The organism is Vibrio sp. B181a (assembly GCF_030248375.1).
Taxonomy (GTDB): domain Bacteria; phylum Pseudomonadota; class Gammaproteobacteria; order Enterobacterales; family Vibrionaceae; genus Vibrio; species Vibrio campbellii.
Genome location: NZ_JAHGAD010000001.1, coordinates 90972 through 105948, shown reverse-complemented (window position 1 = coordinate 105948; position 14977 = coordinate 90972). Strand labels below are relative to the sequence as shown.

General features: G+C 46.2%; 15 protein-coding genes. 8 read left to right on the top strand and 7 right to left on the bottom strand.

Features of this window, described 5'->3' with window-relative positions; all coding sequences use genetic code 11:
* Window positions 1-28 precede the first annotated feature (28 nt).
* On the top strand, window positions 29-1465 hold the full coding sequence (locus KIO97_RS00515; protein WP_285380453.1) for a PLP-dependent aminotransferase family protein: 1437 nt from the start codon (window positions 29-31) through the stop codon (window positions 1463-1465).
* A gap of 126 nt (window positions 1466-1591) precedes the next feature.
* Here KIO97_RS00515 and KIO97_RS00510 read toward each other — a convergent pair whose 3' ends face one another.
* The gene (locus tag KIO97_RS00510) at window positions 1592-2725 is read right to left on the bottom strand and encodes a glycerate kinase (RefSeq protein ID WP_285380451.1); all 1134 of its coding nucleotides are present in this window, start codon (window positions 2723-2725) and stop codon (window positions 1592-1594) included.
* Window positions 2726-2873: 148 nt separating this feature from the next.
* The gene (locus KIO97_RS00505; protein WP_285380449.1) at window positions 2874-4004 is read right to left on the bottom strand and encodes a sugar diacid recognition domain-containing protein; all 1131 of its coding nucleotides are present in this window, start codon (window positions 4002-4004) and stop codon (window positions 2874-2876) included.
* Window positions 4005-4240: 236 nt separating this feature from the next.
* Between KIO97_RS00505 and KIO97_RS00500 the strand changes: the two genes are divergently transcribed.
* The gene (locus KIO97_RS00500; RefSeq protein WP_005428284.1) at window positions 4241-4414 is read left to right on the top strand and encodes a hypothetical protein; all 174 of its coding nucleotides are present in this window, start codon (window positions 4241-4243) and stop codon (window positions 4412-4414) included.
* Between the two features lie 66 nt (window positions 4415-4480).
* Here KIO97_RS00500 and KIO97_RS00495 read toward each other — a convergent pair whose 3' ends face one another.
* Window positions 4481-4849, bottom strand: coding sequence for a hypothetical protein (locus KIO97_RS00495; protein ID WP_285380447.1), 369 nt, complete (start codon window positions 4847-4849; stop codon window positions 4481-4483).
* A gap of 242 nt (window positions 4850-5091) precedes the next feature.
* Between KIO97_RS00495 and KIO97_RS00490 the strand changes: the two genes are divergently transcribed.
* The 5 genes from KIO97_RS00490 (at window position 5092) to KIO97_RS00470 (ending at window position 10430) form a co-directional block, all read left to right on the top strand.
* Entirely contained in the window at window positions 5092-6939 is a 1848-nt protein-coding gene (locus KIO97_RS00490; RefSeq protein ID WP_285380446.1) for a M3 family metallopeptidase, read from the top strand.
* A gap of 57 nt (window positions 6940-6996) precedes the next feature.
* Window positions 6997-7533 (top strand): DUF924 family protein, encoded by a 537-nt coding sequence (locus KIO97_RS00485; RefSeq protein ID WP_285380444.1) that lies wholly within the window; start codon window positions 6997-6999, stop codon window positions 7531-7533.
* Between the two features lie 150 nt (window positions 7534-7683).
* On the top strand, window positions 7684-8001 hold the full coding sequence (locus KIO97_RS00480) for a DUF4144 family protein (protein WP_285380442.1): 318 nt from the start codon (window positions 7684-7686) through the stop codon (window positions 7999-8001).
* A 140-nt stretch (window positions 8002-8141) separates the two neighbouring features.
* Complete coding sequence (locus tag KIO97_RS00475) at window positions 8142-9392, top strand: hypothetical protein (RefSeq protein WP_285380441.1); 1251 nt, start codon at window positions 8142-8144, stop codon at window positions 9390-9392.
* Between the two features lie 99 nt (window positions 9393-9491).
* On the top strand, window positions 9492-10430 hold the full coding sequence (locus KIO97_RS00470) for a LysR family transcriptional regulator (RefSeq protein ID WP_005428457.1): 939 nt from the start codon (window positions 9492-9494) through the stop codon (window positions 10428-10430).
* Window positions 10431-10465: 35 nt separating this feature from the next.
* On the opposite strand, the gene KIO97_RS00465 is transcribed toward KIO97_RS00470, so the two are convergent.
* Entirely contained in the window at window positions 10466-10912 is a 447-nt protein-coding gene (locus tag KIO97_RS00465; RefSeq protein WP_010645458.1) for a hypothetical protein, read from the bottom strand.
* 362 nt (window positions 10913-11274) lie between these two features.
* Here KIO97_RS00465 and KIO97_RS00460 point away from each other — a divergent pair, with 362 nt between their 5' ends.
* The gene (locus KIO97_RS00460; RefSeq protein WP_005428296.1) at window positions 11275-11766 is read left to right on the top strand and encodes a VOC family protein; all 492 of its coding nucleotides are present in this window, start codon (window positions 11275-11277) and stop codon (window positions 11764-11766) included.
* Window positions 11767-12105: 339 nt separating this feature from the next.
* Here KIO97_RS00460 and KIO97_RS00455 read toward each other — a convergent pair whose 3' ends face one another.
* Genes KIO97_RS00455 through KIO97_RS00445 form a run of 3 tightly spaced genes read right to left on the bottom strand, consistent with a single transcriptional unit; the run spans window position 12106 to window position 14875 of the window.
* The gene (locus tag KIO97_RS00455) at window positions 12106-12897 is read right to left on the bottom strand and encodes a hypothetical protein (protein WP_285380439.1); all 792 of its coding nucleotides are present in this window, start codon (window positions 12895-12897) and stop codon (window positions 12106-12108) included.
* A complete protein-coding gene (locus KIO97_RS00450) occupies window positions 12894-14456 on the bottom strand; it encodes an NAD(P)-binding protein (protein ID WP_285380437.1) in 1563 nt (520 codons plus the stop codon). The genes KIO97_RS00455 and KIO97_RS00450 overlap by 4 nt, the downstream gene beginning before the upstream one ends.
* A 14-nt stretch (window positions 14457-14470) precedes the next feature.
* The gene (locus KIO97_RS00445) at window positions 14471-14875 is read right to left on the bottom strand and encodes a hypothetical protein (RefSeq protein WP_285380435.1); all 405 of its coding nucleotides are present in this window, start codon (window positions 14873-14875) and stop codon (window positions 14471-14473) included.
* Window positions 14876-14977 lie beyond the last annotated feature (102 nt).

The following is a 14977-nucleotide window of genomic DNA, read 5'->3' as shown; positions in this document are numbered from 1 at the left end:
TCAAAAAGTGACAGATGGAAGTGTTTTTATGGGTACAGATATAGCAAGTACACTTGATGCCAATAAGTATTTGATCGTCGAGAAGCATCTCAAACAAGCGATCAGCAATGGGGTGTATCAGCCAGACGACAAGTTGCCTTCCATCCGTCAATTGAGCACTGAACTCAAGGTAAGCAAGAACACAGTGATCCGCGCTTATCAGGAACTAGAAGCACAAAGCATGGTTTATTCGGTGCCAAAATCTGGTTATCGAGTAAAACCAACTGAGCGACATGAAGCCAAGATCGCTAAGCCTACACGCGTGGATTTGCTCTCGGTGTGCAAACAAATCCTCACCTACCCTGAGTATCAAGAGCAGCTTCCGACCGGCTCAGCACACCCAAACATTGACGCGCCAGCCATCAAAAGCCTGTATGCCGAAATTGGCCGCCAGAGTCGCCAACAAAGCCATATTTCCAGCCATTATCAACTGCCACCGGGTGATGACTTATTGGTCAAACAGCTGGCGAAGATCACCCAAGATCTGGGAACGCCTGCAAACGTGGATGATCTTTTGGTCACCCATGGTGCACAGCAAGCGATCAGTCTTGCCCTCAGAGCAACAACACAGACAGGGGACATTGTGGCAGTGGAATCCCCCTGCTATTTCGGTAACTTGTTGATGCTCGAATCTCTCGGTTTACAAGTGGTCGAGATCCCTAGTTGTCCTCGTGATGGTATGGATCCAGACGCGCTAGAAAAAGCCATGGCGACGTGGGAGATCAAAGTCATTATTGTCACGCCAAACTTCACCAACCCAACAGGCTCAATGATGCCTCTTGAAAGGCGTGAACAACTGCTTAAGGTTTCTGGAGATATTCCAATCATTGAAGATGACGTGTTTGGTGCGTTGAGTTACGACAAACCCTTGCCAAGCTTACGCAAATTAGACGAGAAGCAACGAGTGATTTACGTCAACTCGTTATCGAAAACGCTCGATTCACGCCTTCGTATTGGTTGGATGCTAGCGGGACGTTATCGCGCTCAAGTCGAGCAATATCTGTTATGTGAAAACATGGGCAGTTTGAACTTGATGCAATCGGCGGTGGGCACTTTCCTAACCTCAGGCAAATACCGCACTCACACCGCGCGTATGTGCCGTGTTTACCAAGCCAACGTGAGACGATATTTGCAGATGCTCAACCAATGCTTGGATGCACACTTTGAACTAAAAAACCGCTACCAAATCAATGCAGTACAAGGTTCATTCTTGCTTTGGTTACGCTTGCCACCCAAGACTGACAGCTATGCGCTTTATCAAGCCTGTAACGAACGCAAAATCAGTATTCTGCCCGGCTCGGTATTTGGCACTCAGGGACAGTATCAAAACTGCATTCGTCTCAGCGTAGCGAACTTTGGAGCGGAGAAAAACTGGCTACCTGCAATGGAAACGCTGGCAACACTGATTGCCCAACACGCCAAGTAGTCGCTCCAGATATTTCGTTCCCAGCATTCCGTTCCAAACATTCAGCACCAGAAACAACAGAGCCTCCGCAACTTGGAGGCTTTGATATGATTTTTCTGAGCTATCTGCTCAACCAAACACGGAGTGTTAGCGAGGTAATTGCCACAATCTGGCTACGTTTTCGGCCAAGTTCGTAAGGTTCACGTCGGCTTCTTCCATAGCTTCTGGTAAGCTCATTGCGCGTGGTACACATACAAATACTGCGTTAATACCGCACTCGTAGACGGCTTGGAAGTTATCACCTGTGCAACCTGCTAAGGCAATGACAGGCAAACCATACTCTTTTGCCACTTTAGCCACACCCATTGGTGTCTTGCCATGCACAGTTTGGTGATCAATACGGCCTTCGCCAGTAAAGACAATATCAGCGTCAGCTACATGCTCTGCGAGTTTTACGGTGTCTAATACAATCTCGATACCCGGCTTCAGTCGTGCTGGTAAGTAACCAAGCAACGCTGCGCCCATACCACCGGCGGCGCCCGCGCCTTTTTGAGTCAGCACATGCTTGCCTGTCACTTGCTCTGTCAGTTCACCGTATTTGCTTAGAGCAGAATCTAACAGCTCAACATCCGCCGGCGTCGCCCCCTTCTGTGGGCCAAAAATCGCTGACGCACCTTTCTCGCCACATAATGGGTTGTCCACATCGCATGCCACCAGCACTTCGCAGTCCGCTAAACGAGCGTCAAGCCCAGACACATCAATGCTTGCTAGCTCAACTAAGCCGCCACCATTAGGTGTGATTGGCTGACCAGCGCTGTCCAGAAGCTTAACACCTAAAGCCGCTAGCATACCCGTGCCGCCGTCATTGGTTGCGCTGCCACCCAAGCCGATGATCAAGCGTTTAATACCGCGATCAAGGGCGTTTAGAATTAACTGGCCAGTACCAAAGCTGCTGGTGTTTTTCGGGTCACGTTGCTTACTTGGCACGAGGTGCAAACCACTTGCCTCTGCCATCTCGATCACTGCGGTTTCACCGTCACCTAGAATGCCGTAAAACGCCTCAACATCATTGCCAAGTGGGCCTTTTACGGTCACGAAAACCTGCTCGCCCTCAGTCGCATCAATCAAAGATTGAACGGTCCCTTCACCACCATCAGCAACAGGCACCGTAACGAATTCTGCATCGTGCCAAACACGAGACAAACCCGTCTTGATCGCGTCACTCACTTGTTTGGCGGTCAAGCTCTCTTTAAACGAATCTGGGGCAATCACAACTTTCATTTCATTCTCCTGAAAACAGCACGCTGCGAGCGACAAGTCGCAGGTCATCAATGTGGCTATTCTCACTTAAAAACTTGGCATATTCTTTAGTCAAACATCCAAACAATACTAACTATGCTTGAATTATTTTGTGCACTTGCACAAATGGCTAATTTAGCTTTCTTAACTGGCTTGCGATATACAGCTCGGTCAATCCCGTAAAATCTTGCGTCGAGATGCCCGTCACTTCACTGATTCTATCCAGACGATATCTCAAGGTATTTCTATGAATATACAGAACCTTAGCGCAATCATTGGCGTTACCATTGGCTTGAAAATACGCTTCTAAGGTTTTTACTAACTGTCCAGATTTGTCTGCCGAAACCAAAGTAGCCATCGCTTGAACGAGTTGTTCACCTTGCCAAGAATCGGCTAAAGGAGCGAGTAACACAGGTAAGCGATATTCAGAAAAGCTCAGCATGGTTTGTTCTGGATGAGAACGACGACCGACAGTAAGCACCTGCTTGGCACTTAGGTAGGAAAGAGGAAGCTGTTGTGCGCCATCAAAACGTTGCCCAATCGCGAAGCGGACATCATCAATTTGATTGGCCGTTAAGCGGCGCTGAATGCTCTCGAGCACACTTTGGTCGCTATTCGAAGAGGAACGTAAAGGCTTTAGAACGACAATTTCATTCATCGACATGATCGCCACCAACGGCTTATCTTCAGAGCAATACAGCACGTCAACTAGGCCGCGCACACTGTTCAAACTAACGGGAGCACTCTCTGCCTTAAGCTCAATTACGACAGCAACTCGTGGTGTTGCTAAATCGATGGAAAGGCGCTGCGCCCAATCGTGCAACTCAGAATCGCCAAGCTGTTGGTTCAACCATGCTGAAACAAACTCTTCTTGATGACGGCGATCCCACTGCAATTGCTCCACCAGCGAAGCTTGCTCAATCGTCAGTTCCGCTGTCATCTTCACTAACTGACCGAATGCTCTGATGTGCTCAGGGTTGCCAGTGACACCCACCACGCCCACCACTTCACCTTTAAAGTGCAGCAGCATATTGATGCCCGGTTTCACGCCTTGCAATGATTGGCAACTTTGCTCATCCAACTCTAGCGAGTCACCATGATTCAGCGCCAGCACTGCACCATCATGCTTTTGACCAATGCGCTCAGCATCGCCGCTACCAATAATGGTACCTGCCGCGTTCATCACATTGATGTTATGACCAATGATCGACATGGTGCGATCGACGATTTGCTGCGCGAGTGTGTGGTCGAGAATCACCATTTCCGTTCCTAAAATTCCACGATTGAGGCGTCAATAAATCACACTTTGTCTTCTATCGCCATGATATTGAACTGAAATCAACGCCAAAGTGAAACATCACGCTATTAACCTTAGATTATTTATGGTTATCTGCCCGTAAAGTCGAGCATCACTGCTTATACTTATAGCCGAGCCACCCAAGTTTTTGTACTTGGCGCGACTTGAACCGACAACCAAACAGTGACCGGAGGGAGACTATGGAACTGCGGAACAAGGCGGGCGACATTGCCAAAATTGCTGACAACCTCACCCTGAAAGAAATTACCGAGATGGGCTACACCGTCGATCTATGCGATGAAGCCTTTGACCCAGGCGAGCATTGGAAAGCAGAAGGGCAAACGCAAGGTATGGGCGAATACCCTGAGGAATAATCTCTAGGATACGCGTCAACAAGACCACAACCTTTTAGCCGAGTGAGCCATCGCTCGGCTTATTCATTACAGACCAGAGGTTTGCGCTTCCTCTACAAACAGATGCACCTCTTCAAGATAATTGCCATTCGCACAGCCCCAGTCACTTACTTCGATAAATTCTCGAGTTAACTGGCCATTCTCATCATGAATGACGTTTTGGCGAAACAAGTCCCAGTTTGTCGACTGTTTTGGATTGTTGGCATCCACATAACGCTCGCCATAGCTTTCGATTAACTGGTTGTAGGCACTCTGACGCTGTTCTGAGTTTGCCGATTCACTCAGTATCACAGCGCAGTTTTTTTCTATGATCTGCACTTGGTCATTGGTTGGCGGCGTCGTTGAGCATCCTGCTAATGTTAACCCCATTAAGCCCACTGTTATTCTTGTTTTCATTACTATTTTCCTTACTTTCAGCACCACTGCGAAAGACCGAATTTTATAAACTGCACTCCACGATTTCTAATCAAAAACGGAAAGATTTTGTGACTGACGCCCGCACATGTAAAAAGTGCGGTAAATTCCTGTTTACAAGCCATAAACATGACAAATGGATTTCGCATTCCTTTCTGCTGCTTAGGCGTGTAATAATCGACGACGATAAAAACCTCAATAAAGCAAACATTTGAAGGATCAAAATGACTGCAACGGAATACCTAAACGACCTCAACCAACGTTACCTCGCTATCCATCGCACCAAAGAAGATTTCTTTTGGGAGACGTACATGGGCATCAGCGACGACCACGATGGTTCGACAAAAGCACAAACCGCTTGGACCAATTTCTTAAGCAACGCCAAGCAAATCTCTGCTATCAGAGCGCAACTTGAAGCGGCTGAGACGATCGCTGATCCACAAGAGAAACAGCAAACGCAAATTGGTCTGCAAGGATGGTTAGCAACATTTGAATCGCATGCGATTGAAGGCGAACAAGCTCAAGCGCAAAAGAATGCTTTGATTGCATTTGAAGCCGAGTTGTTCGAGAAAAAACAAAATCACGTTCTGACGTTTACCAATGAAAACGGTGAACAAACCGAGGGCTCTTTGCCAGTATTGTCTTCGACCATTCGCGCGAATAACCACGAAGAAGTGCGTCAATCTGCGCACCAAACGCTGCTCGACCTTGAGCAATGGTTGCTACAAAACGGCTTTATTGAGCTGATCAAACTGCGTAACCAATTCGCACGCTCTTTGGGCTACGAGACCTTCTTTGACTACTCAGTGAAGAAGACGGAAAAGATGAGCTCAGAGCAACTGTTCAGCATCTTAGATGACTTTGAACAGCGCACGCGCGATGCTCACCTGAGCAGCTTGGCAAACCTTGCTGAGCAAAAAGGTCAAAGCGCACTGACTGGCTATAACTTTGTTTACTCGTTCGCGGGTGACGTCATGCGTGACTTAGACCCGTACGTACCGTTCTCAAAATCACTACGTCGCTGGGTAGAATCATTCGGTCGCCTAAATATCGAATACTCAGGCGCAGAACTGACGCTAGACCTGCTTGATCGCAAAGGCAAATACCCGAATGGTTTCTGCCATGGTCCTATCCCATCGTTCTACAATCAAGGCGAATGGGTTGCCGCACAGGTGAACTTCACCAGTAACGCGAAGCCAGACCAAGTTGGCAGTGGCTACGATGGCATCAATACTCTGTTCCACGAAGGGGGTCACGCTGCACACTTCGCTAACGTGAAGATGAACGCGCCGTGTTTCTCTCAAGAGTTCGCACCAACTTCCATGGCATACGCAGAAACACAATCCATGTTCTGTGACAGCCTGTTGACCGATGCCGATTGGCTAAAACAATACGCGTTGGACGCAGAAGGTAACCCAGTACCAGATGAGATCATCCAAGCGATGATCAACAGCCGTCAGCCATTCAAAGCGTACGAAGAGCGCAGCATTTTGGTTGTGCCGTATTTTGAACGTGCGCTTTACCAATTAAGCGATGAAGAGCTGACGCCAGAGCGCATCACTAAACTGGCACGCGATTGTGAAAAGCAAATTCTTGGTTTGGAATGCAGCCCACGCCCATTGATGGCAATTCCACACCTTCTGTCTGATGAAGCAGCGTGTGCCTACCACGGTTACTTGCTAGCACACATGGCGGTTTACCAGACTCGCGCTTACTTCCTCGACAAGTTTGGCTACCTGACTGACAACCCAGAGATTGGTCCGCTACTGGCGAAACATTACTGGCATGCGGGTAATCACCTATCGCACAACGAGACTATCGTTAGCCTAACGGGTGAAGGCTTTAACGCTAAGTATCTGGCGGACGTATGTAACCTATCGCCAGAACAAGCATGGGAAGTGCAGCAGAAAAAAATTGCCTCGCTGCAAACTCGTGAACGTACTCCAGTAGCGTCTTTAAATGCCAGCATCAAGGTGGTGGATGGCAGCAAAGAGCTTGCAAGCAACTCAGTCTCAGACGAGCAGATGTGCGATCAGTTTGAGCGCTACATCGAAGAGACTTACGGTCGATAAGCGAAACCAAGAGCTAGGGGTTATACTCCTAGCTCTTTTTCTATCAGGGAAGCAACCATGTACCAAGATATCCTGACTTTCTGGTTTGAAGAATTGGAACCAAAAGACTGGTTTGTGAGCAACGCCGACGTCGATAAACAAATCGAAACGCGCTTTCTCACCACCTTAGAGCAAGCCGCTCAATCTGAATTGTTTGACTGGCGAGACACCGCACAAGGCCGTCTGGCAGAGATCATCGTGCTCGACCAATTCTCTCGCAACGTTTACCGCAATACGTCAAAAGCTTTTGCTCAAGATGCTCTCGCGCTTGCTTTGGCACAAGAGGCAATTCGTTTAGGCTTAGACCAAGAATTGACCGACGTTGAACGCAGCTTCTTGTACATGCCATTTATGCACAGTGAATCTAAGCGAATTCATGAAGAGGCAGAGAAGCTGTTCAAAGCTCTTGGGCGAGAATCTAATTACGAGTTCGAGCTAAAGCATAAAGTGATCATCGATCGCTTTGGTCGCTACCCACACCGCAATACAATTTTAGGCCGTGATAGCACCGCAGAAGAAGTGGAATTCTTACAACAGCCGGGGTCCAGTTTTTAAGCAAGCACACCTGCCAACTGAAAACGAACTATTACACCAAGCATAAAGCCTTTTGCTCTCTTAAGGCTTTGTGTATCGTACTTGCCTTACGTAGCTTGTTTAGCTCGAGCTCAACTTCAAATGACTCAATCCAAATATTAAGGTAACGCAATGATCACATGGCCTTGTTTGCTCAAACTCGATGGCGACGACGAACTGGTGTACTTAGCTTCATCAGAGCAGTTAAACGCCGAATGCCAAGCATTGATTTGGGGCCAGGATGACATTGTGATTGATACGCAAGGCCATTGCTTTGCATTGAGAAATGGTGCTAATAACACGGTGGAATTGGACCTTTTGCCACAAACATTGAGCATACAGCAAGTGACAGAACTTATTCAAAAACACGAGTTTGCCCAAGCGCAGCGCTGCATCATCAAAATCCATTTTACTTCCGTCCAACAAGCGATTGAGGCCTTAGCTGATTAACAATTGCGCACTTTCCTCTGCACATCGAAGTTACATTTACGAAAACAAAATGTGGGACTATTGATTGGTAAAAAGTAGCTAGTCTACCAATAAAATTTGCTAGTCTGTCACGGTGAATTGTGTGGATGGTGAAGTCGCTTATGAACAAGGTCGTATTAGTATTTGGTGGACTAGGGAACGCTAAATCGTCTGTGGTGGGTTTGTATGAAAGCCTTCTGCACACCCTAGGCTCTCGCTTTGATATCGTCGCTATCGATCCTGCAGTTCAACATCCCAAGTCCTTTGTATCTCAGTTCCAATTACCTTACTCCGCTTGCTACGCCAATCTTAATGCGTTTTTACAGGCTAACTCACATACTGATGTTGCTGCGGCCTTCGTTCTCACGCCAGTTGGCACACATCTCTCCATTATTGAACAAGTGAGTAATGCTCTCGACACTCAAGGCCTTCTGTTTGTGGTTGAGAAACCGTCTTTCTCACTGGCTGAAATAGATAGAGGCTTTAACCAAGTCATCCCTGAGCTTAAACGTCGCGGGGCACAATTTTACTTTATCGATACGGCTTTGGTTGCTCCTTCGCTTGAAGCACTTTTTGTTGGCTCACCTATCGCACTACCTGACGGAGTGCCTAATAAGATCATTGCGATTGCTGCCGATAACCCCATCGACAGTCATGAAGCAATCCAAGGCTTCCGTTTTGAAAACCGAATTGAATTACTCAACGCCAGAAAACTACTTAACTTAACCACCAGCGGAGGAGGAGGTTACGGCTTTGATATGGGCATCCACGCAATTGCAGGATTGGTGCGTTACCTGCATAAATCCAGCATAGGTGACTCGCTGGTTGAACTAAAACAAACCTGTGCCGAACGGATTAGTGAATCGCAATTGGAGTACACACAAGGCGCTGAAACTCATCTCTATGTCGAAGGGGAACTCACTTCGCCGGAGGGCAATATTGAAGTACTGATTGAGGCAGGAAAAGCGGGGGATATCTGGGACAGACGGTTAGAGCTGCACTATCCGAAGCGCATCATCGCGATTGGTTTTGGCACACTCAAACATCCCCCGTATCTGTGGGAGAAAAGCCCCGATGGCATCAAGAGCACCACATTTGATGTCTCAGGCTCAGGTTATGCAATGCACTTTAACGACATCCTCTGCGCGCTTGGTTTTGATGCTAAACCACGACTCTCACAGCAAGAGAGCGAAGCCTTGATGTCACAATCGATGAACTTGCTAAGTAGCGTCTTTGACGCCATCGGCGATACCTACCAAGTTCGCGAACAAAACATTGCCGTAGTGGATGCACACACACCTAAATACTTATCAGAAGCAGAGTTAGAGATCAGGAAAGAACTTAGCCAATACCTCGACCTTTTGATTCTTTGATTAAAGACCCTCCCTGTATTTCTGACTTAACTCATTTCAATTAAGTGATATAGTTTCTATTCATAAGCCTCAACTCGTAAGTTGACTGATAGGAATATCATGATAAATCTATCCCACTTAATAAAAAATGATATGAACCTGCTGATTTGCTTGTACGTTTTACTGCAAGAGCGCAGCGTGAGCAGAACTGCAGAGAAACTATTCTTATCTCAATCGGCCGTCAGTAAACAGCTGACTAAATTGCGCCAAGAGTTTGATGACCCGTTGTTCGAACGTGAGTCCAAAGGTCTACTACCAACACCAAAAGCGCTAGCACTAGAGAGCAAGCTGCAACAGATTCTGATGCAAATTGATCAGCTCCGAGAGCCAGAAGAGTTTGACCCAGAACGCTCGACACGTGTTTTTAGCATCGACCTTATTGAAACCGCCTACTCCACGATTTACCCACGTTTTCTACCTCAAGCCTTATCCAGTGCGCCAAGGATCACGATAAAAAGTGAGGATTGGAGTAACGGCAGCATTACTCGACTACAAAGAAGAGAGATCGATTTTGGTGTGGGTATATTTGAGTTTGATGCCCGTTCTAAAACCCATGTCGATACCATCCCCGACACACTGAATTATGCCGAACTCATGCGTGACACCTCTGCTTGTATCATGCGAAAAGGACACCCTGCGTTAGAGGAAAAGTGGAACCTCAATACCTTCTTGAAATACCGCCACATTCAAGTCATCACTGGTGGCGTATCTAGTTGGCTATTACATGAAGTTTTGGATACGAAACGACTGCGCATTGATAACGCCGTCAACATGTCCGATATTTCCAGCGCAGTGAAACTGTGCGAGAAGAGCGACTTATTGCTCACCTATCCTTACAAAAGCATCCGCGAGTTCGAAGGCAAATCGGATATTGTGATTAAGCCGCTCCCAATCGAGATGGAACCAGGCGGGTTCTTTCTACTTTGGAACAAACAACTCGACAATGACCCAAGCCATAAATGGCTAAGAGAGCTCATCGTCAGTCAGTCCTATGCCTAATCACAAAGCCTGTAACCAAAGTAGAAAGTACAAAGCTAAGAGTTGATGTACTTTAAATGAACATTCAAACGCCAAAAATAGAGTGCTTGCAAAGCGATAACAGAGAATGTCGAAAGTAATTCAACGATAAAATAATGTTGAGCGCCAAAGTCGAAAGAGACGATAGCCATCCCAACAAGCACAGATAAAGCGACAAATCTAAACGACAAAGGGATAGATAAAGCGATAGAGCGAAGAATGTAGGTTTTACCATCTCTATTATTCGTTCTATACGTGACTATTACACCCAAAATTGACACGACTAAGATACCAATCGCCTCGGTTATCATAACTTCATTGCTTACATACGGCGCCAAGAACATCAAGTAAGGTGTCACCGTATAAAAGATTAAGAATATTAAAGCGTATTTTATCCAATCACTGTCTGGCACTTTGTTGTCTTTTAGTTCCTCAGACAGCTTTGATGTTTTCCAAATGTACAAATTATTATTCCTTTTATGTGAGCTCAGATTGAAGGCTCGCCTAAAACCCTAACTACCAACGTTCAAACACAACTAGTTAATATCAATAAAAACAGACAACTAGCAGCAACTTCGGCCAGAAGTTTACCTCACCAAACCATTCACGATCGATATAAAACAACCCAAAACACAAAGAAATTTATAAGATAACCATTTGATAAGCATGCAGGATACGCTTGTTTACCCTTCTCTCCATTATTTAATAACAAAAAATTATTATCTTAAAAATTATTGATAATTTCATGTAATCAAAATTTCTCCATATACTCACCTCCATCGAAACGAAACACGAATTAAACATCACAGTTTTTTGGAGCAGAATTATGAAAATGAATCACGTAGGCATCATGGTTGGCGATATGGACAAAGCAGTAGAGTTCTACACTAAAGCGCTTGGTCTTCGCATCGTAATGAACAACACAAAAGTTATCGAAGAGCGCGAATCAGCAATCGGTCGTATGTGTATCGCCGTATTCGGTGAAGGCTTCAAAGGCTTCAACATCGCTCACCTAGTGACGTCTGACGGTATCGGTGTTGAACTGTTTGAAATGAAAGAGCGTCAAGAACGTCACGAAGTAGACTTCTCTCGCCTAGGCATCTTCCACTTCTGTTTACAAGTAGCGAAAGAGCAGTTCCCACAAACTATCAAACGTATTGAAGAGTTTGGCGGTAAAGCTCGCATGGACATCATGCGCTACCACCCAGAAGACGACAGCAAACAAGCTCAAATGATCTACATGGAAGACCCGTTTGGTAACCTATTCGAGCTTTACTCACACACTTACGAAGAAACTTACGCATCTGATTACGAATAATTGAATGCTAAAGAATCAGAAAGGGTTGGCCTAGTGCCAACCCTTTTTTGTTTTGATAAGTTTTGATGAAACAACCCCTCCTAACCTCCCCTTGGCTGTAACTTAGGAGACTACAAAGGCCATTATGGTAAAGGGGAGGAACTGTCGGAGCGGGTTAAAGCGAGACTCCTGATGTCAACTAGGCCTGCCGGAATAACTCGAAAAGTTGGAGATAAATTCCCTCATCGCGCCAAAGAAAAGCCCTCCCCCTTGGACACTAAATGCAAATGCTGAGCAAACAATGTCAATACAAGGGGGAGTTGGAGGGGGTTGCGAGTGAGAAACACAACCCTAAGCTCGCTATATCAAAAAGATCCCGAGATACGTCATCACAACAATACCGAGCAAGAACTCAGACAAGGGCTCTCTAACCATCTTTAATTGAATAAAACGACTGAACCGAGTGGATACGACAAAATCGCCACCTCCCCAATCCAAACTCTTTAGGTTAAAGCACAAACTGAGGAATAAAAGATGACTGGCTGTCACGATGCGGGCATGGAAGAAATCCTCCGCGCCAATTGCAATAACAAAGGATGCAATATGGCAAATCGCAAGCGTAAGTTTTGGTAAAACAGAACGATACTCCACCAACAACAATTGCATTAACCAAAAGCCATAAATCAGTTTTAATTGCCAAGGCACCGCCTCGCCAAACAACAGAACGCTCCCTTCACCTAGCAGAGTGGTTTGCGCACCAATGTGTATCCAATATGCAATCGCCGCCGCCAGCACCATCGATATCAGTGCTGATAAATAAGCCTGCTTTTTGATTTGCACCATGATAAACCCAGCGGACTGCAAGACAAAAAACACGATCAAGCCTTTGTCGACGTATTCCACGCTTACCCATTGGCTCACAGCGAGGAAACATAACAGATTAAAGCCTGTTTCTAGACAAAGGATACGCTTTATCTCATTGGAATTTTCTACTGGCTTCGTCAGCGGCCAAAACAACACAGGCAACATGAGTGTCAGCACAAATGTCAGCCACACGGAGCTTTGCACAAGCAGATAAAAACCACTGCCATAAACTAAGCAAAGTATCAGAAACAGCCCACATGATAATGGGGAGTAGACCAGTGACTTCATTGACTCTCCTCACTCTCAGAGAGGGCTCGCGCAACCACATCCATCGCACATAGATTGGCGGTTTCAATGCAGCGTTCTAGCGTAACAGGGACTCGCCAAGTTTGCCTTGGATCAGACAAGTACTCGCCGCTTAAGAAGACGTTAGAGAAGTGTTTCACGGTAGTCGAGAGCGTACTCTGAGCCGTTGGTTGCGTTAATGCATGTTGCAAGACCCAGCAACGAGGCTGGCCACTTTCATTGATAACGACATCGCCATGAAAGTGATCGGCATACAGAGCATCCAGCTCTTGCGGCGTGACCATTTTAGCCCCTAGCCCCACTCTGAAACCTTTGTAGGCCGAGTGATCCAGTAAATCTAGTTTTCCGAAGAGTTGAAACAATAGCTCATCTTTAACTTGCTGCTCTGTACAAGACAGCATCGGTTTTTGATAAAGAAGGCCAAGCGCATTATCAAGGTCGGTTGCCGTCACCGACAAACACGTCATTTCGCCTCGGGGCGTATTTCGCGTGGTCACGTGATAACTCAACCCCCAAGGAGAATCGAGGACCAAACCAACCGTCCTACTCTTCAATACCGCAGGTACCCGTGAAAAATAGAACTGGAATCCGTGACTCAACACATAGTCATAATTCAGAGCAGGACTTGTCTCAGCGAGCAGAGATTGTGTCACGTGAGCCGGTAGTGCAAACACATAATAATCGGCCAAAACGGTATTATCGGTATGAAGTCGAACACCTTCAACTCGTGTTCGGGCCTTATTGGGGTATATGGCTTGTGCTTTGTAGCCTAAATGAAATTGAACGCCCTGTTTTTGTAGATGGTGAGTCAGCGGGTTAATCAGCGCATCGCTAATTGGTTTGTCCATTCCCAAGCTGTAGGCGTCTGGAGCAAATGGATGCAACTCTCCTTCTTTATTGTTGAGTAAATCCAAAATAGCCAGTGCGGGCGTATCATCGGTTGCGCCGATCCATCCGAGCAATACAGATCTCAAGAAGATAGCAAGCTTGGGACGGGTATCGTAGGAGAAGAAATCACGAACAGAAACGCCGAGTAAATCTTCTATCGAGTAAGGAGCTTGTAGCCGTTGCTTAAACCAAAGCGTGTCCTTCACGGGCACTTGAGAATAGAGCATCGAATAAGCTGATTTTGCATCATCCCACAACTTTTCTAGGCGAGTGAAATAGCTACGCTGAAACGGTATCGTCTTATTACTTTGAGCCCAAGAGAATTGAACAACATTCTGAGGATAGAGTGAATCTAAACAACTCCCTGAATCTGAGGGGATTTCTTTAAGAAAGTTAATCAGGTTGTAGTTTTTAGCGAAGAACTGTCGATGTGTGAGCTCATGCACCACGCCGCCATCATCTACCGTACCAATGCACTTGCCTCCGGTGTAGAGCTCCTTGTCGTAAACGGCAACATCAAAGCCTTGCTTTATACAATTATGCGCGACGGCTAAGCCTGAAATTCCCGCGCCAAAAATCGCGACTTTCGGGCGAGAACGGCCTGCGCTAGCGCAAGCCTCAACCTCCCCTTCACTAATAGAATGGCAAATCATCTTCTCACCTCGAACTATCGGTGAAAATTCACATGATTCGCGATTTCTACACGATATAGGTCGTGATTCGGAAGTTGCTCAAGCACGCCACTGATGTCCAGTTCAAACGGGCTATTTGACAGTGAGCGACACATAATCAGATCATCACCTAAAATCATCACTTTTGGTGTCGCCCCTTCCCACACCAGTTGTGCTGATAAGTTTAAATCACTGATGTTAATGCCACAGTCATAAGTGCGAGAGCGTAAAACACCATTTTCTACTTCGTAACCACCAACCAACACAATGGGATGCTGAACAGTAGGAAAGACGATTGGATCGTTTACCTCTGCAGCGGGTTGAGTCGGAAAAGTAATCGCATCTTCAGCGTGAACCAGAGAAGCAGCAAGAAGGGTCACGAAGCCAAGAACGTTTTTCATTATAGTTTTCTCCATTTTTATATTTATTGCGGGAATGTTCCCAAACGAGAATGTATATCAATTGCGAACTTATCACTATTGGCTTAACTCGTTTAATTCTGT